The organism is Novosphingobium sp. ZN18A2, from assembly GCF_036784765.1.
Lineage (GTDB): Bacteria > Pseudomonadota > Alphaproteobacteria > Sphingomonadales > Sphingomonadaceae > Novosphingobium.
Map to the genome: position 1 here is coordinate 1,177,278 of NZ_CP136651.1, position 20,207 is coordinate 1,197,484.

Annotated in this window: 24 protein-coding genes; 15 read left to right on the forward strand and 9 right to left on the reverse strand. The window is 64.8% G+C overall.

Features of this window, described 5'->3' with window-relative positions; genetic code table 11:
* Positions 1–72 precede the first annotated feature (72 nt).
* The 8 genes from RXV95_RS05810 to RXV95_RS05845 all read left to right on the forward strand — a co-directional run bounded on the left by RXV95_RS05810 (position 73) and on the right by RXV95_RS05845 (position 6,742).
* The gene (locus RXV95_RS05810; RefSeq protein ID WP_338468071.1) at positions 73–3,324 is read left to right on the forward strand and encodes a YdbH domain-containing protein; all 3,252 of its coding nucleotides are present in this window, start codon (positions 73–75) and stop codon (positions 3,322–3,324) included.
* The gene (locus RXV95_RS05815; RefSeq protein ID WP_338468072.1) at positions 3,321–3,578 is read left to right on the forward strand and encodes a YnbE family lipoprotein; all 258 of its coding nucleotides are present in this window, start codon (positions 3,321–3,323) and stop codon (positions 3,576–3,578) included. The genes RXV95_RS05810 and RXV95_RS05815 overlap by 4 nt, the downstream gene beginning before the upstream one ends.
* A 29-nt stretch (positions 3,579–3,607) precedes the next feature.
* Entirely contained in the window at positions 3,608–3,994 is a 387-nt protein-coding gene (locus RXV95_RS05820) for a YdbL family protein (protein ID WP_338468509.1), read from the forward strand.
* A gap of 226 nt (positions 3,995–4,220) precedes the next feature.
* Positions 4,221–4,535, forward strand: a complete 315-nt coding sequence (locus RXV95_RS05825) for an AtpZ/AtpI family protein (RefSeq protein WP_338468073.1) — start codon at positions 4,221–4,223, stop codon at positions 4,533–4,535.
* A 13-nt stretch (positions 4,536–4,548) separates the two neighbouring features.
* Positions 4,549–5,298, forward strand: coding sequence for a F0F1 ATP synthase subunit A (locus tag RXV95_RS05830; RefSeq protein WP_338468074.1), 750 nt, complete (start codon positions 4,549–4,551; stop codon positions 5,296–5,298).
* 37 nt (positions 5,299–5,335) lie between these two features.
* Positions 5,336–5,560: a F0F1 ATP synthase subunit C gene (locus tag RXV95_RS05835; RefSeq protein WP_338468075.1), complete on the forward strand. Its 225-nt coding sequence runs from the start codon at positions 5,336–5,338 to the stop codon at positions 5,558–5,560.
* A gap of 134 nt (positions 5,561–5,694) precedes the next feature.
* Entirely contained in the window at positions 5,695–6,183 is a 489-nt protein-coding gene (locus RXV95_RS05840; RefSeq protein WP_338468076.1) for an ATPase, read from the forward strand.
* Between the two features lie 13 nt (positions 6,184–6,196).
* Positions 6,197–6,742 carry a hypothetical protein gene (locus RXV95_RS05845; RefSeq protein ID WP_338468077.1) on the forward strand — a complete coding sequence of 182 codons (546 nt, stop codon included), beginning with the start codon at positions 6,197–6,199 and terminating at the stop codon, positions 6,740–6,742.
* An 80-nt stretch (positions 6,743–6,822) separates the two neighbouring features.
* Here RXV95_RS05845 and RXV95_RS05850 read toward each other — a convergent pair whose 3' ends face one another.
* From RXV95_RS05850 to RXV95_RS05875, 6 genes are all read right to left on the reverse strand, one after another.
* Positions 6,823–7,875 carry a LacI family DNA-binding transcriptional regulator gene (locus tag RXV95_RS05850; protein ID WP_338468078.1) on the reverse strand — a complete coding sequence of 351 codons (1,053 nt, stop codon included), beginning with the start codon at positions 7,873–7,875 and terminating at the stop codon, positions 6,823–6,825.
* The gene (gene gloB, locus RXV95_RS05855) at positions 7,876–8,637 is read right to left on the reverse strand and encodes a hydroxyacylglutathione hydrolase (protein ID WP_338468510.1); all 762 of its coding nucleotides are present in this window, start codon (positions 8,635–8,637) and stop codon (positions 7,876–7,878) included.
* 108 nt (positions 8,638–8,745) lie between these two features.
* Positions 8,746–10,455: a 30S ribosomal protein S1 gene (gene rpsA, locus RXV95_RS05860; protein ID WP_338468079.1), complete on the reverse strand. Its 1,710-nt coding sequence runs from the start codon at positions 10,453–10,455 to the stop codon at positions 8,746–8,748.
* A gap of 500 nt (positions 10,456–10,955) precedes the next feature.
* Positions 10,956–11,258, reverse strand: a complete 303-nt coding sequence (locus RXV95_RS05865; protein ID WP_338468080.1) for a putative quinol monooxygenase — start codon at positions 11,256–11,258, stop codon at positions 10,956–10,958.
* 19 nt (positions 11,259–11,277) lie between these two features.
* A complete protein-coding gene (locus RXV95_RS05870; RefSeq protein ID WP_338468081.1) occupies positions 11,278–12,651 on the reverse strand; it encodes a glutamate--cysteine ligase in 1,374 nt (457 codons plus the stop codon).
* An 89-nt stretch (positions 12,652–12,740) separates the two neighbouring features.
* Positions 12,741–13,493 carry a 16S rRNA (uracil(1498)-N(3))-methyltransferase gene (locus RXV95_RS05875; RefSeq protein WP_338468082.1) on the reverse strand — a complete coding sequence of 251 codons (753 nt, stop codon included), beginning with the start codon at positions 13,491–13,493 and terminating at the stop codon, positions 12,741–12,743.
* A 45-nt stretch (positions 13,494–13,538) separates the two neighbouring features.
* Here RXV95_RS05875 and ubiA point away from each other — a divergent pair, with 45 nt between their 5' ends.
* Positions 13,539–14,453 carry a 4-hydroxybenzoate octaprenyltransferase gene (ubiA, locus tag RXV95_RS05880; RefSeq protein WP_338468083.1) on the forward strand — a complete coding sequence of 305 codons (915 nt, stop codon included), beginning with the start codon at positions 13,539–13,541 and terminating at the stop codon, positions 14,451–14,453.
* A gap of 6 nt (positions 14,454–14,459) precedes the next feature.
* Here the strand turns inward: ubiA and RXV95_RS05885 are convergent, their stop codons facing one another.
* Both RXV95_RS05885 and RXV95_RS05890 read right to left on the reverse strand, forming a co-directional pair.
* Positions 14,460–15,974, reverse strand: a complete 1,515-nt coding sequence (locus RXV95_RS05885; RefSeq protein WP_338468084.1) for a S41 family peptidase — start codon at positions 15,972–15,974, stop codon at positions 14,460–14,462.
* 118 nt (positions 15,975–16,092) lie between these two features.
* Positions 16,093–16,467: a VOC family protein gene (locus RXV95_RS05890; protein WP_338468085.1), complete on the reverse strand. Its 375-nt coding sequence runs from the start codon at positions 16,465–16,467 to the stop codon at positions 16,093–16,095.
* 110 nt (positions 16,468–16,577) lie between these two features.
* Here RXV95_RS05890 and soxR point away from each other — a divergent pair, with 110 nt between their 5' ends.
* The 6 genes from soxR (at position 16,578) to RXV95_RS05920 (ending at position 19,647) form a co-directional block, all read left to right on the forward strand.
* The gene (gene soxR, locus RXV95_RS05895; RefSeq protein WP_338468086.1) at positions 16,578–17,018 is read left to right on the forward strand and encodes a redox-sensitive transcriptional activator SoxR; all 441 of its coding nucleotides are present in this window, start codon (positions 16,578–16,580) and stop codon (positions 17,016–17,018) included.
* Positions 17,019–17,119: 101 nt separating this feature from the next.
* Positions 17,120–17,512: a WYL domain-containing protein gene (locus tag RXV95_RS05900; protein WP_338468087.1), complete on the forward strand. Its 393-nt coding sequence runs from the start codon at positions 17,120–17,122 to the stop codon at positions 17,510–17,512.
* A gap of 156 nt (positions 17,513–17,668) precedes the next feature.
* Positions 17,669–18,220 carry a helix-turn-helix transcriptional regulator gene (locus RXV95_RS05905; protein ID WP_338468088.1) on the forward strand — a complete coding sequence of 184 codons (552 nt, stop codon included), beginning with the start codon at positions 17,669–17,671 and terminating at the stop codon, positions 18,218–18,220.
* A gap of 65 nt (positions 18,221–18,285) precedes the next feature.
* Complete coding sequence (locus tag RXV95_RS05910) at positions 18,286–18,609, forward strand: hypothetical protein (RefSeq protein ID WP_338468089.1); 324 nt, start codon at positions 18,286–18,288, stop codon at positions 18,607–18,609.
* A 26-nt stretch (positions 18,610–18,635) separates the two neighbouring features.
* Positions 18,636–19,082, forward strand: a complete 447-nt coding sequence (locus RXV95_RS05915) for a hypothetical protein (protein ID WP_338468090.1) — start codon at positions 18,636–18,638, stop codon at positions 19,080–19,082.
* 13 nt (positions 19,083–19,095) lie between these two features.
* A complete protein-coding gene (locus tag RXV95_RS05920) occupies positions 19,096–19,647 on the forward strand; it encodes a winged helix DNA-binding protein (RefSeq protein WP_338468091.1) in 552 nt (183 codons plus the stop codon).
* A 41-nt stretch (positions 19,648–19,688) separates the two neighbouring features.
* Here RXV95_RS05920 and RXV95_RS05925 read toward each other — a convergent pair whose 3' ends face one another.
* Complete coding sequence (locus RXV95_RS05925) at positions 19,689–20,120, reverse strand: hypothetical protein (RefSeq protein WP_338468092.1); 432 nt, start codon at positions 20,118–20,120, stop codon at positions 19,689–19,691.
* Positions 20,121–20,207: the final 87 nt, after the last annotated feature.

The window sequence follows — 20,207 nt, forward strand, 5'->3', positions numbered from 1 at the left end:
CGTGCGTTCACCGCCCGACTGTTGTCTATGCCGGGTTGCCGTGAAACCGACCGGGGCGCAAGAAGGGGGCGGATGGCCGAAGCGACCGATTTGGACGAAGTGCAGCCTGCCGGAGCGCCGCGATGGCGCCGCCGGGCCTTGCGCGTGGCCGTTGCGGTTATGGTCGTGCTTGTGGTCTTGCTGGCCGCGACGTGGTTTTCGCGCGTGCGCATCGCCGACAATGTAATTGAAAGCCAGCTTCGCTCTGCCGGCCTTCCCGCGACTTACCGGATCGACGAGGTCGGCGGCACGCAGCAGGTGTTGAGCAATATCGTGGTCGGCGATCCCGCGCATCCCGATCTTACCATATCGCGTGCCGTCGTTACGCTTGTCTATCACCTGGGGCTGCCATCCATCGGCACGGTCACGCTGGAAAAGCCGCGCCTTTACGGAACCTATCACGATGGAAAGGTGAGCTTCGGAAGCCTCGACAAGGTCGTTTTCGGCGGGAAGAAGGCGGCGCCGGGCCTTCCCGATATAAACCTGGGCCTCGATGACGGGCGCGCCCTGTTCCTGACCGACTATGGCAAGGTAGCGATCAAGGCGGACGGGCGCGGCAATCTTTCGAACGGATTTTCGGGCGAGCTTGGCGCGGTTGCGCCCGATCTTGCGCTGCCGGGCTGCGCGGTCCGGAAGGCAAGCGCCTATGGTCACGTGGACGTGCGGGGCGGGCAGCCCGCATTTGCTGGGCCGTTGCGGATAGCAGGTGCCGATTGCGCGGATAGCGGGGCGTCGCTGGGGGCATCCAACGTCCAGGTCGATGCGAAGCTGGACAAGGATTTGTCCGGCGTAACCAGCACGTTCAAGCTGCGTGGCCGCCATCCGGCGGTCGACCGCATGACCGCGCAGACGCTTGCGCTCGACGGGCGCCTCGCCTTCCGCAAGGGAAACCTCACGGGCAAGCTGGACGGCAATGCCGGGGGCGTGACCTCGCCGCAGGCCGACGTGGCCCTGCTTGCGCTGAGCGGTCTTTTGCGGGCGCGGGATTCGTTCCGTCGGCTCGATTTCAACGGAACGCTCGACGCGCGCGGGTTGCGACAGGGGCAGGCGCTGCAATCCGCGCTGGCCGGCGCGGAGCGCAGCACCGCGGGGACGCTGCTTTCGCCGATGATCGCGCAAGTCCGCGGCGCGCTTGAGCGTGAGCGGCGCGGCAGCCGTCTTATTGCCGATATAGATGCCCGCAAGGATGGCGCGGCGATGGCGCTGGCCATGCCGCAAGGCACGCTTGTGGGCGGCAGCGGGCGCACGCTCGTCTCGCTTTCGCGGTTCCAGGTCGCGATGGGCGCGAAAGGGCAGTCCGCACCGCGCGTATCGGGCAATTTCTCTACCGGCGGGCCGGGATTGCCGCGCATCACCGGGCGCATGGAGCAGGCCGATTCGCGCGGCGCGGTGCTGCGCATGAAAATGGCGCCTTATGCCGCGGGCGACCAAAGCCTTGCGTTCCCGCGTCTTACTTTGGCGCAGGCGCCCGATGGATCGCTGGGCTTTTCCGGCGAAGCGCAGATGACCGGCGATATTCCCGGCGGCCGGGCCGAAAGGCTGGTTCTGCCGGTTGACGGCGACTGGGCGTCCAACGGCAGGCTGGCGGTGCTGCGCGGCTGCGAGCCGGTGCGGTTCGACCGGCTGATGCTGGGCAACATGGAACTGGACAAACGGTCGTTGACGCTCTGCCCGCCGCGCGGTGGCGCGATCGTGGAAAGCGGGCCTTCGGGCCTGCGCATCGCGGCAGGTGTGCCTTCGCTCGACCTGTCTGGCCGCCTTGGCGAAACGCCGATGCTGATCACCAGCGGCGCGGTGGGCTTCGCCTGGCCGGGCGCGATCAGCGCAAAGGCGGTCGACATCACGCTTGGCCCGCCGGACACCGCCACGCATTTCCGCCTTGCCGATCTTCAGGCGAAAGCGGGAAGCGACTTTACCGGCACTTTCTCGGGCGTGGAAGCGAAGCTGGCGGCGGTCCCGCTCGACGTCACGGGTGCGGCGGGCGACTGGCGTTATGCCGATGGCACGCTGCTGCTGGACAAGGCCACCTTCGACGTGACTGACCGCCAGAATCCCGCGCGGTTCGAGCGGCTGACCGCCCGCGACGCGAACCTGACGCTGCATGATAACCGGATCGACGCGAATGCCGTGCTGCGCGATCCTGCAAGCGGGCGTGAAATCGTGCGCACAAACATCAGCCACGACCTCGGCACCGCCAAGGGGCATGCGGACCTGTTCGTTGACGGGCTGAAGTTCGACAAGCGGTTCCAGCCCGATACGCTGACGCCGCTGGCAAAGGGGCTGGTCGCGCTGGCCAAGGGAACGGTCACGGGCAAGGGGCAGGTCGACTGGACCGGCGAAAGGGTGACAAGCGGCGGACGCTTCAGCACCGACGGCCTTGATTTCGCCGCGCCGTTCGGGCCGACGAAGGGCCTGAAGGGCACGCTGGTTTTCACAGACCTGCTGAACATGGTGACCGCGCCCGATCAGACCTTCACTGTCGCCTCCATCAACCCCGGCGTGGAAGTGAACGACGGTGTCGTGACGCTGTCCCTGCTTGCGAACCAGGTCGTGCGCCTGAAAGACGCGCATTGGCCGTTCATGGGCGGAACCTTGCGGCTTGAGCCGACCGAACTGCATTTCGCCGTAAGCGAGCCGCGCCACTACGTTCTCGATATCAGGGGGCTGGACGCGGCGAAGTTCGTCGAGAAGATGGATTTCGGCAACCTCAGCGCAACCGGCGTGTTCGACGGAAAGCTGCCGCTGCTGTTTACCGACGAGGGCGGCTTTATCGAAGGCGGCGCGCTTGAATCGCGGCCACCCGGCGGCAACGTGTCCTATGTTGGCGAACTGTCCTACAAGGATCTATCGGCGATGGGCAACTTTGCCTTCGATGCGCTCAAATCGCTGGACTACAAGCACATGACCATCGGCATGAGCGGATCGCTGGGCGGCGAGATCGTGACCAAGGTGGGCTTTGACGGCGTGAAGCAGGGCAAGGGCGCCAAGCGCAATTTCGTGACGCGGCAACTGGGCAAGCTGCCGGTGCGCTTCGTGGTCAATATCCGCGCCCCGTTCTATGCGCTGATCACCAACCTCAAGAGCTTCTACGATCCGTCCTACGTGGTGGACCCGCGCACGCTGGGGCTGCTTGACAAGGACGGCCGGCCGATCGCCCGCACGATACGCAGAACGGCGCAGGAGCCTGCGGCGCCGCCCGATGCGCCCGAACCGGATCGTTCTGCCAGAGCCTTAACCCCGCCCAAGCCCGATATTCAGCCTCCCGAAAGCGAGAACATGCCATGAAAAGCGCAGAATTGACCCGGAGCGCGTTGCCGCTAAGCATCGCGGGCATGGACGGGAACGAAACACTGTGGCGGCGCAGCCTGCTTGCGCTGCCGGTGCTGGGGATGATGGCAGGGCTTGGCGGGTGCATCAACGTGAAGGCGCCGGACAAGCCGATCGTCATAGAACTCAACATCAACATCAAGCAGGAAGTGGTCTACCGGCTCGCGGCCGATGCGAGCAATACGATCGAGGACAACCCAGACATCTTCTGATGTCGCCCGAGGCAAGGATGGTAATGGACATGAAGACCGGATCGTTCCGCATGGGAATCGCGGCGATTGCCGCAACCATGGCGCTGGTCGCAGGCGGCGTCGCGATGGCCCAGGGTGCCGATTACCAGGCTGCAAAGGCGGCCGGACAGGTGGGTGAGAAGCCCGATGGCTATCTTGGCGTGGTCGGTTCGGGCACATCCGCGCTGAAGGCGATGGTCGACGACATCAATATCAAGCGCAAGGCCGTCTATGCCGAAAAGGCGCAGGCCGCCCATGCTACGGTGCAGGAATATGCCTTTACATCGGGCTGCCTGCTGATTTCCAAGACGAAACCGGGTGAAAAATACCAGGCGCCCGACGGCAGCTGGCAGACGCGCACCTCGGCCGCGCCGACGCGCGATTCGCGCTGTCCCTGACACGCCAGCGCGGTTTCGCCGTGAAGTATTGCGCCGCAGCAAGTCGCCATTGGCGGAAATGCTGCGTATTTCGCACCCACTTTGGTGCAGTTGACTTGGCTTCGCACGCTTCCTAAAGGGTCCGCGCGTTCCAGACCCCCGCCTTGCGCGGAGCGAGTGTGGTGCGCGCTTTTTTCTTGCCGGTCGTGCCCATTTCCGGGTGCCGGCGTTCATGCGGGGCCGACTCTTGGTTGATTCGAGCGGAAACAACGGCGGTGACGATCTCGCGCGCCGGATTGCCGACGCACAGGCGAAGCACGATCGCGGCGTCACCAACGCCGAAGGGCGTGCGGAAACGCGTGGCTGGGCCGTGGGCATCGAATTCGTCGGTGCGGTCCTGGTCTCCGGTTTCATCGGCTGGGCCATCGACAAGTGGATGGGTTGGCAAACCCCCTGGGGCCTGATCGTTTTCCTCGTCCTGGGATTCGCCGCGGGCATCCGCCGCGCGATGAAGACCTCGGCCGAGTTCGACACCGACCCCGACAACGATCCGAAGGACTGAGGACACCGCTCCGATGGCGAATCCCATGGAACAGTTCGATGTCGTGACGCTGCACCCGCTGAAGGCGGGCACGTACGACCTCTCGTTCACCAACAGCGCACTGTGGATGCTGATCGCGCTTGCCGCGATCTCGATCTTCCTGTTCATCGGCACGTCGAAGCCGCAGCTCGTTCCGGGGCGCTGGCAGGCCGCGGTCGAATATCTCTATGATTTCGTCCGAAAAATGCTTGACGAGAACGTCGGGCCGGAAGGCCGTCGTTTCGCGCCGCTGGTGTTCTCGATCTTCATCTTCGTGCTGGTCTGCAACCTTCTGGGCCTGCTTCCGTGGGTCGGCGCGTTCACGCCCACCAGCCACGTGACGGTTACGTTCGGTCTTGCGCTGATCGTGTTCATTACGGTGTGCATCGTGGGCATCATGCGCCACGGCTTCGGCTTCCTGAAGCTGTTCTGGCCGCACGGTGCCAACCCTCTGCTGGGCGCATTCGTGTTCGTGATCGAGGTGCTCAGCTTCTGCATGCGCCCCTTCACGCTGGCCATCCGGCTTTTCGCGAACATGACGGCGGGCCACGTGCTGCTGAAGGTGTTCGGCACTTTCGTGGTAACGCTCGGCTCGTTCGGTGCGCTGCCCTATGTGTTCGGCATCGTCCCGCTTGGGGTCAATGTCGTGCTGACGGCTCTGGAACTGCTGATCGCGGTGGTCCAGGCCTATGTTTTCGCTCTTCTCGCTTCGCTCTACCTGAACGACGCGATCAATCTTCACTGATCATCCACCAACGTTTCTGACAGCAAGGAAGTTTATCATGGACGCAGAATCTGCACGGGTCATCGGCGCCGGTCTCGCGGCGGTTGGCGCTGGTCTCGCCGCCATCGGCGTGGGCTCGATCTTCGGCCAGTACCTCAACGGTGCGGTCCGCAACCCCGAAGCCGACGCCAAGATGGGCGGACGCCTGATCTTCGGCTTCGCCGTGACCGAGGCCCTCGGCCTGATCGCGGCCGTTGTCGCGCTCGCGCTCGCGTTCAGCTGATCGGTGTCGCCGGCCGGTGACGATCCGGCCGGCGGACCTTCCTGACGCAAGCCTTGCGGGATGCAACGCCCGCACGAAGTCGAGCCCCAAAGCCGAGCCCTAAAAAGCCGAGCAAGGAATAGACAGGCGCTGCCATGCCTCAATTTGATTTCGCACACGTCTTCCTGCCGCAGTTTGCGTGGCTGGCCGTGTTTTTCGCCGTCCTCTACTTCTTCGTGGTCCGTGCCACCCTGCCCAAGCTGGGCAAGGTCATGACCGCGCGTGACGACAAGGTGGCGGGCGATATCGAGGCTGCCAGCGCCGCCAAGGCCGCTGCTGACGAAGTCGACGAGCGTTATCATCGTGAGCTGGAAGCCGCGCGCGAGAACGCCCGCCAGGTCATCGCCGACGCGAAGACCGCAGGCACGAAGGCGGGTGAGGCACGCCTCGCCGCCGCGCACGATGCGGCGGACGCCGAAATCGCCGCTGCCGAAGCGCGCATCGCCGATGCCGTCGCCAAGGCAAGCGAGCAGCTTCGCGATGTTGCCGCGGAAAGCGCGCAGCAGATCGTTTCGCGCCTGACCGGCATGGAAGCTTCGCAAGAGGCTGCCCGCGCCAAGGTCGACGCGGTACTCGGAGCCTGAAGGGACCATGTCCATGAGCCTCCTCATGTTCGCCGCGGAAGCAGCCGCGCACGTCGAACACCACGAAGAAACGCTTCTCGGCCTCAATGCCGAAGGCTGGGTCTACGTCGGGATCACCCTGTTCTTCCTCGTCGCGATCTTCGTGATGAAGGCGCCGCGCAAGATCACCGAGGCGCTCGACGCCCAGATCGCCGAAACGCGCAAGAACCTCGATGAAGCAGCCGCGATCCGCGCCGAGGCGGAAGCCCTGCTGGCCGATGCGCGCCGCAAGCACGAAGAAAGCGCCAAGGAAGCCGAAGTGCTGATGCAGCACGCAAAGCACGAGGCGGAAACGCTTATCGCCAAGGCCGAAGCCGACACGACCGAGCTTATCGCCCGGCGCGAAAAGATGGCGAAGGACAAGATCGGCGCGGCCGAGCGCGCGGCGGTTGAAGAACTGCGCGGGCAGACCGCTAAGGCAGCCGCGGTTGCGGCGCAGGGCCTGATTTCCGAAAGCTATACCGCCGATGCCGACAAGGCGCAGGTCGATGGCCTGATCTCGGAGATCGCCCGCCACTGAAGGTGCCGGCCCGGTTCGATTGCACGAACCGCGCAATGAAAAAGGGCGGGGGAAACCTCGCCCTTTTTCATGTCCGCGCGTCAGGCTGTGCCGCGCCTGAGCATGCGCACGGGCACGCGGTTGCCGGGCGTGTCGAGTTCGCCCAGTTGGGCAAGCAGGCGATCGACCAGCAAGGCTCCGGCCACTTCGAAATCGGGTTCGATCGTGGTGAGCGGCGGTGACGAGAACGCACCCGCGCGCGCACCGTCGAACCCAACGATCGCCACATCGTCGGGCACGGCCATGCCGCGCGCTTCCAGTTCCTTGAGCGCGCCGAGCGCCATTTCGTCGCAGACCGCGAAGATGCCGTCGAACGGCGTGCCCGCATCGACCAGCGCGGCCACGGCGCGGCGGCCCTGTTCCTCACGGCTCAGGCCGGGTTCCACTTCGGCCAGGCGCGGTGCATGGCCCCTGCCGCGCATCGCTTCCGAAAAGCCGTCCCACCGTTCATCGAACTGGCGCTGCGAAGAGCCCAGCTTGCCGAGGCAATAGATATCGCGGCAGCCGCGATCGACTAGCAGTTCGGCGGCGAGCGCGGCTCCGGTGCGGTTGTCGCTGCGCACCCAGTCAAAGGCATCGTCGGGCGATCCCCAGCAGACCCAGTGCAGGCCCCGGTCCGAGAGTGCGCCGAAATAGTCCCACGCCGCGGCATTCTCGCAGGTGCCGATCACGATCAGTCCGTCTGCCCGGCGCCGCTCTTCGTGGTGTCCCCAGAAATTTTCAGGGCTGTCCTGGAAAGAAACCAGCACTTCATATCCGCGGGTGGACGCGGCAGCGCAGGTGCTGCCCAGCAGCGAGAAATAGAAGGGATTTATGTCGTTGCGGTCCTGCCCGGCGCGGCAGATCATCACGACGGCGAGCGTGCCGGTCCGCCCCTTGCGCAACCGGGCGGCGTTTTCGTCCACCTGGTAGTTCAGTTGCTGCGCGGCCGCGATCACGCGTTCGCGCGTGCGCTGGCTGATCGACGGATCGTGCGCCAGCGCGCGCGAAACGGTCGACTGGCTGACACCCGCGGCTTCGGCAACGTCGAACGAGGTTACGCGCCGCGGCCGGCGTGCCCTTGTCTGGCCGCCGATATCGTCCCTGCCGGGCATCTAGTGAAAATTGTCCTTGGCCGCCCGCAGCGCGGCGAAAGTTTCAACCGCATTGCCGCCGCCCCAGCGGGCCTGCATCGCCGGATCGTCTGCGCGCAGGAACGGGTTGGTCTCCATCTCGCGATGCAGGATCATCGGCACTGTCGGCAGGCCGTCTTTGCGCCGCCGGTCCACATCGGCAACGTATTCGCGCAAGGCGGCGTTGTCCGGATCGGCATGGAGCGCAAAGCGCGCGTTTGCCTGGGTATATTCGTGCGCGCAGTAAAGCACGGTTTCGCCCGGAAGCGAGCGCAGGCGCTTCAGGCTTTCCCAGAACTGTTCCGGCGTTCCCTCAAACATCCGGCCGCAGCCCAGCGCGAACAGCGAATCGCCGACGAACGCGATCTTCGCGGCCGGAATGTCATAGGCGATGTGCCCCATCGTGTGCCCGCCCACGTCGATCACGAAGGCATCCCAGCTTCCCAGCGCCACGCAATCGCCGTGCTTTACCACGCGGTCCACGCAAGCGATCTTTTCGGCATCGCCGGCGGGGGCGACGACCGTGCAGTTCGTCGCTTCCTTGATCGCCTGGTTTCCGCCGGCATGATCGGGGTGCCAGTGCGTGTTCCAGATCTGGGTGATCTGCCACCCGCGCTCTGCCGCTTCGTGCAGATAGCGGTCGGCATCGGGCGTATCGATGCAGGCGGTCTCCTCGCTCACCGGATCGTGGAGCAGGAAACCGTAGTTGTCTGACAGGCAGGGGAACTGGTGGACTTCAAGCATCATCGTCTCCTGCTGCCACACTAGCGAACCTGTGGGAAAGCAAAAGCCCGCCCGGATCGCTCCGGACGGGCTTTTTTACGCTTCGCACGTGGCGAAGGCTGTGCGGACTTAGTCCTTCTTGGCCTTCAACGCCTCGCCTAGGATGTCGCCCAGCGACGCACCCGAATCCGACGAACCGTACTGTTCCACCGCTTCCTTCTCTTCGGCCATCTGGCGGGCCTTGATCGAGAAGTTGGGCTTCTTCGAACGGTCGAAACCGGTGACCATCGCATCGACCTTCTGGCCGACCTGGAAGCGATCGGGACGCTGTTCGTCGCGGTCGCGGCCAAGGTCCGAACGCTTGATGAAGCCGGTGGCGCCATCGTCGCCGGCCTGGACTTCCAGACCGCCGTCGCGAACTTCGAGGACCGTGACGGTGACGACCTCGCCACGGCGCAGCGCGCCCGAAGCGGCGGTCGCACCGGCGGCCGGTGCGCCCTTTTCAAGCTGCTTCATGCCGAGCGAGATGCGCTCCTTCTCGACATCGACGTCGAGAACGATGGCCGAAACCTGCTCGCCCTTGCGGTGCAGCGCCAGCGCGTCCTCGCCCGAGATGCCCCAGGCGATGTCCGACATGTGGACCATGCCGTCCACATCGCCGTCGAGGCCGATGAACAGGCCGAATTCGGTCGCGTTCTTGACTTCGCCTTCCACGGTCGAGCCGACCGGGTGCTTTTCGGCGAAGGCTTCCCACGGGTTCTGCTGCGCCTGCTTGAGGCCAAGGCTGATGCGGCGCTTGTCGGCATCGACTTCCAGCACCATCACATCGACTTCCTGGCTGGTCGAAACGATCTTGCCGGGGTGGACGTTCTTCTTGGTCCAGCTCATTTCCGAAACGTGGACCAGACCTTCGATGCCCGGCTCCAGCTCCACGAAGGCGCCGTATTCGGTGATGTTCGTCACCGTGCCGGTCAGCTTCATGCCCACCGGGTACTTGGCGGCAACGCCGTCCCACGGATCGCTTTCAAGCTGCTTCATGCCAAGCGAGATGCGCTGCGTTTCGGTGTTGATGCGAATGATCTGCACCTTCACGGTATCACCGATGTTGATGATCTCGCTGGGGTGGTTGACCCGCTTGTAGCTCATGTCGGTGACGTGCAGCAGGCCGTCGATACCGCCAAGGTCCACGAACGCACCGTAATCGGTGATGTTCTTGACCACGCCTTCGATGACCTGGCCTTCCTTCAGCTTCTCGATCAGGCCCGAACGCTGTTCGGCGCGGGTTTCTTCCAGAACGGCGCGGCGCGAGACAACGATGTTGCCGCGGCGGCGGTCCATCTTCAGGATCTGGAACGGCTGCGGCATGTCCATCAGCGGAGTCACGTCGCGGACCGGGCGGATATCGACCTGCGAGCCGGGCAGGAAGGCCACGGCGCCGTCAAGGTCGACGGTGAAGCCGCCCTTCACGCGGCCGAAGATCACGCCTTCAACGCGCTTGCCTTCGCCAAATTCGCTTTCCAGCTTGTCCCACGCGGCTTCGCGGCGGGCGCGGTCGCGCGACAGCATCGCTTCGCCTTCGGCGTTCTCGACGCGGTCGACATAGACTTCCACTTCGTCGCCGACCGAAAGGCCGTGCGGCTGGCCGGGGGAGGCGAATTCGCGCAGGGCAACGCGGCCCTCGCTCTTCAGGCCGACGTCGATCACGGCCTTGTCGTTTTCGATTGCGGTAACAGTGCCCTTGACGACGCGGCCTTCAAAGCCGCCGTCGGCGGCGCCGCCGAGCGATTCGTCGAGGAGCGCGGCGAAATCGTCGCGCGTGGGATTTGCCGTAGTGGCCATCAGGTAACTTCCTGTACTAACGATTTTTCCGGCCAGGCGGTTGTTTCCGCCGGTCTTTTCTCCGCACGCGGCACCATTGCCGTGTCCGGGCCAAAGGGCCGAACTGCCTGTCGGGCCGAATACCGCGGCAGGCATCCGTTCCGGGGGCTGGCCCCGTTGCGGACCGCGCGCGCATAGGCGCGTAAGAGCCGGAACGCAAGGAAATTGCGGATTTTCCAGGGTCCGCCACCGTTCAGGTTCGCGCTTGCGTGGCACGCGAAGTTGACGGTGTTGACGGTTCCCTGTGCGGAAAGCAGGGCGGGGGCACGATGCCCGCCCAGGGCTATCGAATCGAACGCGCAAAAAGCGGGACCGGATTGGCGGGAAAGCATCGCGCAATCATGCACGCCGGGGCCAGTGTAGGACAGACTGTGTAGGACAGACTGTGTAGGACAGACTGTGCAGGGCAGCCCGATGTGGCTGTTTCGCTACTCACGGCACCGTAAGCGGCGGCGCGACGATCAGATGGCGGTGCCCTCGTCGGTGTTGTACATCCTGAGGTCGCGTTCGACCATGTTGGCGCCGCCCATCGCCTTGCGCCATTCGGCCATGTGCGCGCTGGTGGCGTGCGCCTTTACGGCGTCGCCGTCGCGCCATGCCTCGGTGATGACCATCACGGTCGGGTCGAGCACGTCGATGGCGAAGTTATAGCGCAGGCAGCCGTCTTCCTTGCGCGTTTCGGCCAGCATGGTTTCCATCGCGCCCTTGAGCGAGGCATAGGCCGATGCGTCTGCGGCACGGACGATTCCGGTAATGACAATCATTTGAAGGTCCTTTCTGGCATCAGAAACTCTTTTCCGGATAGATGTTGCGGATATCGCCGCCCCATGCGCCGTTGAACTTGTCGAGCAGAACCTGGGCGGGAACCTTGCCGCTGGCGACTATGTCGTAAAGCGGGCCAAGAAAGCCGCCTTCGTTGTCTCCGGCGGTGTTCAGCCTGCCGCGTGCGGAAAGTCCGCCTTGCGCGATATCCAGCACCTCGCCGGCGATGTCCTTCAGCTTGCGCCCGCCGGGAATCGGTGCGTCGAGCGCCAGTCTGGGCACGGCGTTGCGCAGCGCCTCACGCTCTTCCATGGACCAGTCCCTGACCAGATCCCATGCCGCATCAAGCGCGGTCTGATCATAGAGCAGGCCCACCCAAAGCGCGGGCAGGGCGCAGATCCGGTTCCACGGGCCGCCGTCCGCACCGCGCATTTCCAGGAACGATTTCAGCCGCACTTCGGGGAAGGCGGTGGAAAGATGGTCGTTCCAGTCGGACAGGCGCGGCTTTTCTCCCGGCAGCGCGGGCAGTTCGCCCTTCAGGAAATCGCGAAACGACTGGCCCGCCGCGTCGATATATTTCCCGTCGCGGAAAACGAAATACATCGGCACGTCGAGCATGTAGTCGACATAGCGTTCGTAGCCGAAGCCCTCCTCGAACACGAAGGGCAGCATGCCGGTGCGCGCCGGGTCGGTGTCCGACCAGATGTGGCTGCGATAGGAAAGGTATCCGTTGGGCTTGCCTTCAAGGAAGGGCGAATTGGCGAACAGCGCGGTCGCCAGCGGTTGCAGGGCAAGGCTGACACGGAATTTCTGCACCATGTCCGCCTCGCTCGAATAATCGAGGTTGGTCTGGATGGTGCAGGTGCGCAGCATCATGTCGAGGCCCAGTTGCCCCACGCGCGGCATGTGGCGCAGCATGATGCCATAGCGGCCCTTGGGCATGACCGGCAGGTCTTCGCGGGTCTTGTCCGGCCACAGCCCCATGCCCAGGAAGCCCACGCCCAGTTTTTCGCCCACCTGTTTCACCTGCGCAAGGTGGCGGCCCGTTTCCTCGCAGGTTTCGTGCAGGTTCTCCAGCGGGGCGCCCGAAAGTTCCAGCTGGCCTGCGGGTTCAAGGCTCACGGTGCCGTCCGCGCCCGCCAGCGCGATGACCTTTCCGCCTTCTTCCACCGGTTCCCAGCCGAACTCCGTCAGGCCCATCAGCAGGTCGCGGATGCCGCCGGGTTCGTCATAGGACGGCGCGCTCAGGTCCGACGTCTTGTACACGAACTTTTCGTGCTCGGTGCCGATTCGCCACCGGTCTTTCGGCTTTTCGCCGTTCTGCATCGGCTGCGCGAGCTGGTCGCGGCTTTCGATGATGGGGTCGTCCTTCGAGGATGCCTGCCGCGTGCTCATGGCGCCCCAACTAGTGATCCGCGCAGCAATGTGCCAGCGTAAATCACACTTGTGAAACTTTCATGCCGCTGTGCGCAACGCATGGCCGGTCAGGTATCGCCCCAGTCGCCGCAGTTCGCCATCCACGCCGCGACCGCCGCGATCGTTGCCGTTTCGCCGCGCAGGATGCGCGGGCCAAGCGTGATCGCGACGGTCTGCGGGTGTGCGCGGATCGCGGCGCGCTCCGCATCGTCGAAGCCGCCCTCCGGTCCGGTAAGGATCGCCGCCGGTCCGGGGTGGGCGGAGAATGCCCGTGCCGCCGGGATTCCGCCTTCCTCGTCCGCGAAGAACAGCGTGCGTCCTTGTGGCCAGTCCTTCAGGACTGCGTCGAGTTTCATGGTATCCGCGAGGCGGGGCAGCGCGGTGCGCGCGCATTGCTCCGCCGCTTCGGTAACGATTGTCCGTGCGCGGTCCGGGTTGAGCTTGTCGGCCACGCAGCGCCGCGTGACGACGGGCACAATGCGCGAGGTGCCCAGTTCGGTCGCCTTCTCCAGCACCATGTCGAAGCGGTCCTTCTTGAGCAGCGCGGGCACAAGCCACAGGTCGGGCACCGCCTCGCGTTCGCGGGTGCGCCGCTCTACCGCCAGCGTTACGTCGCGCTTGCCCGCCTGTTCGACGCGCGCCAGCCACTCTCCGGTGTCGTCGTCGCACAGCATCACCGCGTCGCCCGGCGATACGCGCATCACGCGGGCAAGATAGTGCGCCTGCGCCCCGTCCAGCGCGACGTGTGCGCCTTCGGCAAGCGGGCCGGGAACGAACAGGCGCGGTGCGCTCTTGGGCGGCCATGCGGGGGTAGCGGACATGGCACAGCCCCTAGCGGAATTCGCTCAGGTCTGTAAGGCACGCGCATGGCTTCCACCTCCGAAATCGTTCCCGACAGCCAGCACCGCGGCATCGTTGCGCGCCTGCCGCAGCCGTGGCGCAACTATGCCCTGCTTGCCCGGTTCGACCGGCCGATCGGCTGGTGGCTGCTGTTCTGGCCCTGCGCCTGGGGCACGTTCCTGCCCGGCGGCGCGCGCGAATACTGGCCGCTGGTGCTGTGGATGCTGTTGGGTGCGATCGCGATGCGGGGCGCGGGCTGCGTCTATAACGATATCGTCGATGCGGATCTGGACAAGAAGGTGGCGCGCACTGCCGCGCGACCCGTGGCGAGCGGCGCGGTATCGAAAAAGGCCGCGTGGGCCTGGCTGCTTACGCTCTGCGCGGTTGGCCTTGCCGTGCTGCTGCAACTGCGCTGGCAGGCGCAACTGGTGGCGCTGGCCAGTCTTGCGCCGGTTGCCGCCTATCCCTTCATGAAGCGTATCACGTGGTGGCCGCAGGTATGGCTGGGCATCGTGTTCTCGTGGGGCGGACCGACGGCGTGGTTCGCGGTCAACGGCGGCCATCCTGGCGCTCTGGCCGCGCTCTATGCCGGATCGATGTGCTGGGTGATCGGCTTCGACACGATCTATGCGATCCAGGACAAGGAGGACGATGCGCTGGTGGGCATCCGTTCCAGCGCGCTGCGCATGGGCGACAATGTGCGCGGCGGCGTGGCGGCGTTCTATTCGGGGGCGGTGGCGCTCTGGGCGCTTGCCGTCTGGCAGGTGCGGCCCGATCCGGTGGCTCTGCTCGCGCTCTTGCCGGTGGCGTTGCACTTTGCCTGGCAAGTGCTGACGCTGGACCGCACGGACGGAGACGACGCGCTCGCCAAGTTCCGCTCGAACCGCTTCGCCGGCCTGCTGATGGCCGCGGCGTGTCTGGTGGTGGGCAGCGCGGGCTAGGGCGTCCTAGCGCTCCTGATCGTTGCCGCCGGTCGTTTGTGGCCGGCCGCTCGCCTCTTCCGCCATCCGTGCGACGGCTTTCACCGCGCGCCAGTGTCCGCCCACCGGGTCGTCTGCCGGGTATATGTCCATGCGGATATCCGGCGCGATTCCGGTTTCTTCGTAAACCGTGCCGTCGGGCGCGGCGAATGTTTCGTTCGACAGTTCCAGCAGCCAGCCGTTCGGCAGCGGCTTCGCCAGCGGCGTGGAATAGGCACCGCGCGTGGTGGTGCCCACCTGCGTCACCTGCGGCAACTGCCGGAAAGCCAGCGTCGCCAGTTCGCCGCCGCTTACGGTAATGTCACTGGTCATCAGATAGACGGATCCGGAATAGCGCGGTCCATCGGCGGGGCGGATCACGTTGGGGAAGGGGGCAAGGCCCGATCCGCGCGCCTGCGTGGTAAAGCCGGTGTACGGCTTGTCGGTAAAACGGCCGGGCAGGGCTTTCGCCACACGGTCCCACCCGCCGCGATTGTTTGAAAGGTCGACGATTACCGCGTCTGTCCCCCTGAATGCGGCGAACGCCTTGTCGAGCGCGGAATTGAGCGCGTTCATCTCTGCCCTGGCCCAGTCCGGGCTGGCAAAGTCCGTGCGATCGGTGAATCCGCCCATCACGAAGATCTGCAAATAGCCGATGCGCCCGTCGATCACGCCCCAGACGATGCGGCCGCCGCCGGCCGTGTGCGCCGTCGGGCCAAGCCCGTCCTTCGTCTGGCCGAGCAGGGCGGTAAGCCAGTGCTGCTCTCCGCCCTTGCCGGCGCGGATGCGCGGGAGCGTTGTTCCCTGCCCGTCCTGCACGCGGCGCTTTTCGCCGTCGACCTTGCCGATCAGCTTTGTGTGGCTGTCCGACAGGCCATGCATGAACGCGCCGAGGGCGTCCCACAGCTCCGCCTCGGTCATGCCGGGCCTGATCAGCCGCTGCGTGCGTGCGGCGCGCTCTGCATAGCCGGGCGGGCGGCGGTCGAAAAACGCGTAGTTCTTGCGGAAAGCGGCAAGGAAGTCGGCCGCGACCGCCTGCGGCGCCGTGTCCGGTTGGCGGGTGCAGTCCGCTGGAAGCGCGGGCAGCCTGTCGAACACCACGTTGGTATCGCCGTCCAGCAACTGGAAGATCGCCGACCCGCCGCCGGGCATCATGCGAAAATAGCGATAGTGGACCGAATCCATCTCGGACAGCGCGCCTTCGCCGCGGGGAGGCGCATAACAGGCGCCGTCCGTCTGGTATCTGGTTATTCCGTCCTTGCCGATGTCAAGAATCCATCCATACCCGCGCGACCGCCAGACGCCGCGAACGGCGGTGTCGGTTGTGCCCGCAGGCGTGAGGATCGTTTTCAGCGGTCCGGCGCTGGTCCACGGAGTGCTGGTCCACGGAGCTGGGGCAGCGGCACCCAAAGGTTCGGCGTCGCCGCGACCGGGAGACGCGCAGGATGCAACGGCAATTGCAAGCAGGCCGGCGGCGAGACTGGCGTGGGTCGCAGGTGTCATATGCGACCAATACACCGGAAGGCGGCCGCGACAACCCCTCATACCAAGGCGCTAAGATGCTGACGCATCACGCCTTGGAAATGGTCAAGCGCCACACGCGCTTTGGTATCAGCCGTGCTCAGCCATAGCTGACGACTTCGAATTCGATCCCGTCCCAGTCGAAGAAATAGAAGCGCCGGCCGGGTTCATAATCGGCATGGTTCATCGGCGTGAGGCCCGCTTCCTTGACCACCGCTTCCGCCGCGTCGAGATCGTCGACCAGCAAGCCGACGTGGTTCAGCGGCACACCCTTGGCGAAAGGAGCGGCCTGCGGCTTGCCCGGTGTGTAAAGCGCCACGTAATCGGTGTCAGAGCCGACGTGGATGGTCCATCCATTGTTGATCGCCGGGCCGCGCCAGCGTTCGTGCCAGCCGCAAAGCTTTTCCAGCAGGGCGGCAGAACGGTCCGGATCGCTGACCGTGATGTTGGCGTGTTCAAGGCGGGCCGAGGCCATTTTCCTGTCTCCTTCGATCGTCGTTTTCGCTGCAATGCGAATCAAGCATTTGGCAATCATGCAATCTCAAGCTAACTTGAGGTCAAGGAATTTGTTGCAGGATATCCGTGATGGACAGGAACGACCTTATTCCCATTGGCGCATTGGCGAAGCGCACCGGCCTCGCCGTTTCCGCAATCCGGTATTACGAGGATCGCGGGCTGATCTCGTCGTTCCGCACGATGGGCAACCAGCGACGCTTCCTGCGCAGCGACATTCGCAGGCTGAGTTTCATCCTGATCGCCCAGAAGCTGGGCCTTGGCCTGACAGAGATCGAAGCGGAACTGGCCAAACTGCCGCAGGGGCGCACGCCCACGTTGAACGACTGGCAGAAAATCAGCCGTTCGATGCGCAAACAACTGGACGACCGGATCGCGTTGCTGGTCCGGACGCGCAACAAGCTGGACGAATGCATCGGCTGCGGTTGCCTGAGCCTTCAGCGCTGTGCGCTTTACAACAAGGAAGATCGCGCCGGCGCGGGCGGGCCGGGGCCGCGCTTCGTGCTGGAGTGATGTGCACGGGCCACGCGTCCATGATCGCGTGAGACGGGAACCGGATGCATCCCGCGCGGCGCCATCGGGCAACCTGATGCACGATCCGTCGGGGCTGCCGGGTGTCGATTTGGATTGCATGTGCGCGCTGCAATCTCCATGTTGCTGCAATGCACAATAACCAAGATAGCCAGGCCCGTTCGGCCGAGATCCTGGCGGAAGCAATCCACCGCAAGCAGATTGTCGAAGCGACCTATAACGCGGCGTCGCTGAAGCTCGCCCCGCATCAACTCTTTCTGCGCAACGACGCACTCTATGTCGCGGCGCTCAATCCGCAAAAGTCGAGGCGGGTCGACGAAGAGCCCGCTTTGGGGGTCTTCAAACTTGCCGGCCTTTCGGGCGTTGCGCTTACCGACCAGCCTTTCAGCCCGGTCTCGTCGTTTGGCGAGAAGGCATCGCGGCCGGAAGACTTGCTTCTGGCCAGTATCGACCTGGCCGGCGTCGACGAAAGCTGAAGGGTTCGGTCGCTCCGCTTCAAGAGTTGAGAACGGAAATCATGACCGTTCCGGACAATTGAATTGGGACATTTTGCTGACGAATGGTTCAAAATGGAATAGTTCCCTGTAGGTGGAACAAGTTGCTTAAAGCGGAATCGGAATTCCACCAGGGTCATGAACGACATCGCGAACCCGCAATCGCTGCTCGATGAGCTGACCGAAAAGCAACGCGAGGTTCTCGACCTTCTCATTCAGCACAAGACGTCCAAGGAAATTTCCCGCGACCTTGGCATTTCGCCGCACACCGTCGACCAGCGGATCATGCTGGCGCGCGCCAAGATGAAAGTGGGTTCGCGCAACGAAGTGGCCCAGATCTACAGCCGCCTGCTTACCGGCGCCGACCGCGATGACGCCCGGCTGCCGGCATACGGACAAACCGTATATCAATTTTCGGATGTCGCGGATTCCGCTCTGCCGCATCACACCGTTGGCCGGGAAGGCGGGGCAGGCAAGGCCCAGGCCCGGTCGGAACCTGCGATCGGCGCCGGCTTTGGAGCCGGGGCCGACAGGGATCGATACTATCACGTCCTCCCGGAAATGTTCGACGGCCCTCACGGGACGTTGCTGCGCCTTGGTGCCATGGCGCTGATCTCGATCCTGGTGATCCTGGTCGGCCTGGGCGGGCTCAGCATGTTCGCCCAGCTTTCGATGATGTTCGATCGTTAGGCAAAAGCCGGATGTTTCCTCCACCTGACGATCGAGGACGGCGCAAGCCGGCCGGGAGGACCACGATGACGATGCCCATGGATGCCGCAAAGCAGCGGATCGCTCGCAACCTTTACGAAGCGGAAGCCGCGCTGGACCTGGCCCTGATGCGGCAGTCGCAACTTCTCACCACCATCGTGGAGGCCCGGCACGAAACCGCCGTGGCGCCGTTTACCGGCCAGGAGGCGATCGTCCGTCTTGCCAGGGGGCTCCAGTCGACGCTGTCGGCGGAAGGCGATCTTGCCCGCGTCCATCGTCGCTTGCAGGGCATCGGCCGCGAACTGTGCGGCGATGACGGTGGCGATACGCCGATCAAGGGCCTGGAAGAAGCCGCGGCGCTTGCTGCCTGAACGGGGACGGGCAATGAAGGAAGCAGATGTACGAACCGTGGGTGACGCTGACGCTATCCATTTCGATGGGGGTGTGCGCGGCATATCGCGGCGGAGAGCCGGAACGGCTGGCCGCACTTCTCCTTATCACCAGCATCGTCGCATACAGCGCAAGCCGTATCCTGTTCGGCGATCCGGGATACTATACGGTCTATCCGGGCGGCATGATCATCGATTTCTGGCTGCTCGTGGCGCTGGTCTGGGTTGCGCTTCGGGCCAATCGGGGATGGCCGCTGGTCGTCGGCGCCTTACAGATCGTGATCATGCTGGGGCACATTTCGAAACTTGTGGATTCCTATGCCGCGCGCAAGGCCTATTGGGCGATGACGCATTTGCCGTTTGTCGTGCAGATGGCGGTCGTTATCGCGGGATGCTGGGCGCACGACCGAAGGCGGCGGCGGATCGGGCAATACCTGCCGTGGCGACCGGCCTGAAGGAGCGGATGGCATGATCCGGATGCAAGGCAACCATACCCGCACGCGCCTTTTGCCGGGGGCCGAAGGCGGGCCGGATGGGCGGTTGGCGCAAGCGGAAGCCGATTCCGCGCTGCGCTGGGCGCGCGAGATCTATACCGAGCGTCGCCGGCGCGACCGTTTCTTTCCGACCGACCTGTTCGGCGAACCCAGCTGGGATATCCTGCTCGACCTGTTCATCGCCTCTCGCGAGAGCCGCCGTGTGCCGACCACCAGCGCCTGCATCGGCGCGCACGTTCCGCCGACAACCGCGCTGCGCTGGCTGCGCATCCTCGAATCGCGGGGACTGGTCGAGCGCGAGGGCGACCGCAGCGATGGACGGCGCACATTCGTGCGCCTTTCGACCCAGGGGCTGAAGATAATGGAGGAATTCGTTCTTTCGACGAAGACGGCGTTGCTGCGCGGTGCCCTTGGCGACACGATGGACGGCGGCCAGGCCGACGGGGCCGAGGCAGGACAACGCGGCAACGGACACGCCAACGGTCATGGTAGCGCGAACGGGGGAAGCGCGAAGGGGGCGGCCTGATCGCGCACATTCCGGGGCAGCCGTACGGAATCCGCGATCGTTCAGTCCCTCCGCATCGTCTCTCCCCGCGTCGCTTCCCCTCGCAACGTCAGGGCGTCGGCCGCTTCGATCACCGATGCCAGCGCGGTCCGCTCGCCGGGTGGCAATCGATGCCGGTCGGGCAGGAAGGCGTTGGCCCTGGCCACAAGCTCTGCCGCATCGATAATCGTGGCCAGCGCGGCCTGCTCGTCGGCGGTCAGGCCGGTCCAGTCGGGCAGGAAGGCGCGCGCGGCGGCCAGCAGGTTGCCCGGCGCGCTGGCAAGCTCGCTGCGATATTCCTCAAGCGTTGAACAGCCGTCGATCGCCGACCAGTCGATCCCGCCCGGACCGGGGCGCTGGTGGAATGACCACAGCGCGCCGATTGCCCGGTCGACTGCCGCGCGCATCTGGTCGCCCACCGCGTCGTGCGGGCCGGGGGCGCCGGAATTCCGCAAGCATTCCTGTTGCCGTTTTGCGTTCGCGGAGGCCATCGCCGTCCGGTTTTAGGCAAAACGGCAAGGCCGTCCCACTCCGCAAGAATA

Coding starts and splice junctions, on each gene's coding strand:
- rpsA (WP_338468079.1), bottom strand. CDS start 10,455: ATGGCCACTACGGCAAATCCCACGCGCGACGATTTCGCCGCGCTCCTC.
- RXV95_RS05915 (WP_338468090.1), top strand. CDS start 18,636: ATGTACGAACCGTGGGTGACGCTGACGCTATCCATTTCGATGGGGGTG.
- RXV95_RS05890 (WP_338468085.1), bottom strand. CDS start 16,467: ATGGCCTCGGCCCGCCTTGAACACGCCAACATCACGGTCAGCGATCCG.
- RXV95_RS05910 (WP_338468089.1), top strand. CDS start 18,286: ATGACGATGCCCATGGATGCCGCAAAGCAGCGGATCGCTCGCAACCTT.
- RXV95_RS05820 (WP_338468509.1), top strand. CDS start 3,608: ATGAAGACCGGATCGTTCCGCATGGGAATCGCGGCGATTGCCGCAACC.
- ubiA (WP_338468083.1), top strand. CDS start 13,539: ATGGCTTCCACCTCCGAAATCGTTCCCGACAGCCAGCACCGCGGCATC.
- RXV95_RS05905 (WP_338468088.1), top strand. CDS start 17,669: ATGAACGACATCGCGAACCCGCAATCGCTGCTCGATGAGCTGACCGAA.
- RXV95_RS05885 (WP_338468084.1), bottom strand. CDS start 15,974: ATGACACCTGCGACCCACGCCAGTCTCGCCGCCGGCCTGCTTGCAATT.
- RXV95_RS05875 (WP_338468082.1), bottom strand. CDS start 13,493: ATGTCCGCTACCCCCGCATGGCCGCCCAAGAGCGCACCGCGCCTGTTC.
- RXV95_RS05840 (WP_338468076.1), top strand. CDS start 5,695: ATGCCTCAATTTGATTTCGCACACGTCTTCCTGCCGCAGTTTGCGTGG.
- RXV95_RS05850 (WP_338468078.1), bottom strand. CDS start 7,875: ATGCCCGGCAGGGACGATATCGGCGGCCAGACAAGGGCACGCCGGCCG.
- RXV95_RS05920 (WP_338468091.1), top strand. CDS start 19,096: ATGATCCGGATGCAAGGCAACCATACCCGCACGCGCCTTTTGCCGGGG.
- RXV95_RS05810 (WP_338468071.1), top strand. CDS start 73: ATGGCCGAAGCGACCGATTTGGACGAAGTGCAGCCTGCCGGAGCGCCG.
- gloB (WP_338468510.1), bottom strand. CDS start 8,637: ATGCTTGAAGTCCACCAGTTCCCCTGCCTGTCAGACAACTACGGTTTC.
- RXV95_RS05845 (WP_338468077.1), top strand. CDS start 6,197: ATGAGCCTCCTCATGTTCGCCGCGGAAGCAGCCGCGCACGTCGAACAC.
- RXV95_RS05870 (WP_338468081.1), bottom strand. CDS start 12,651: ATGAGCACGCGGCAGGCATCCTCGAAGGACGACCCCATCATCGAAAGC.
- RXV95_RS05830 (WP_338468074.1), top strand. CDS start 4,549: ATGGCGAATCCCATGGAACAGTTCGATGTCGTGACGCTGCACCCGCTG.
- soxR (WP_338468086.1), top strand. CDS start 16,578: ATGGACAGGAACGACCTTATTCCCATTGGCGCATTGGCGAAGCGCACC.
- RXV95_RS05865 (WP_338468080.1), bottom strand. CDS start 11,258: ATGATTGTCATTACCGGAATCGTCCGTGCCGCAGACGCATCGGCCTAT.
- RXV95_RS05815 (WP_338468072.1), top strand. CDS start 3,321: ATGAAAAGCGCAGAATTGACCCGGAGCGCGTTGCCGCTAAGCATCGCG.
- RXV95_RS05835 (WP_338468075.1), top strand. CDS start 5,336: ATGGACGCAGAATCTGCACGGGTCATCGGCGCCGGTCTCGCGGCGGTT.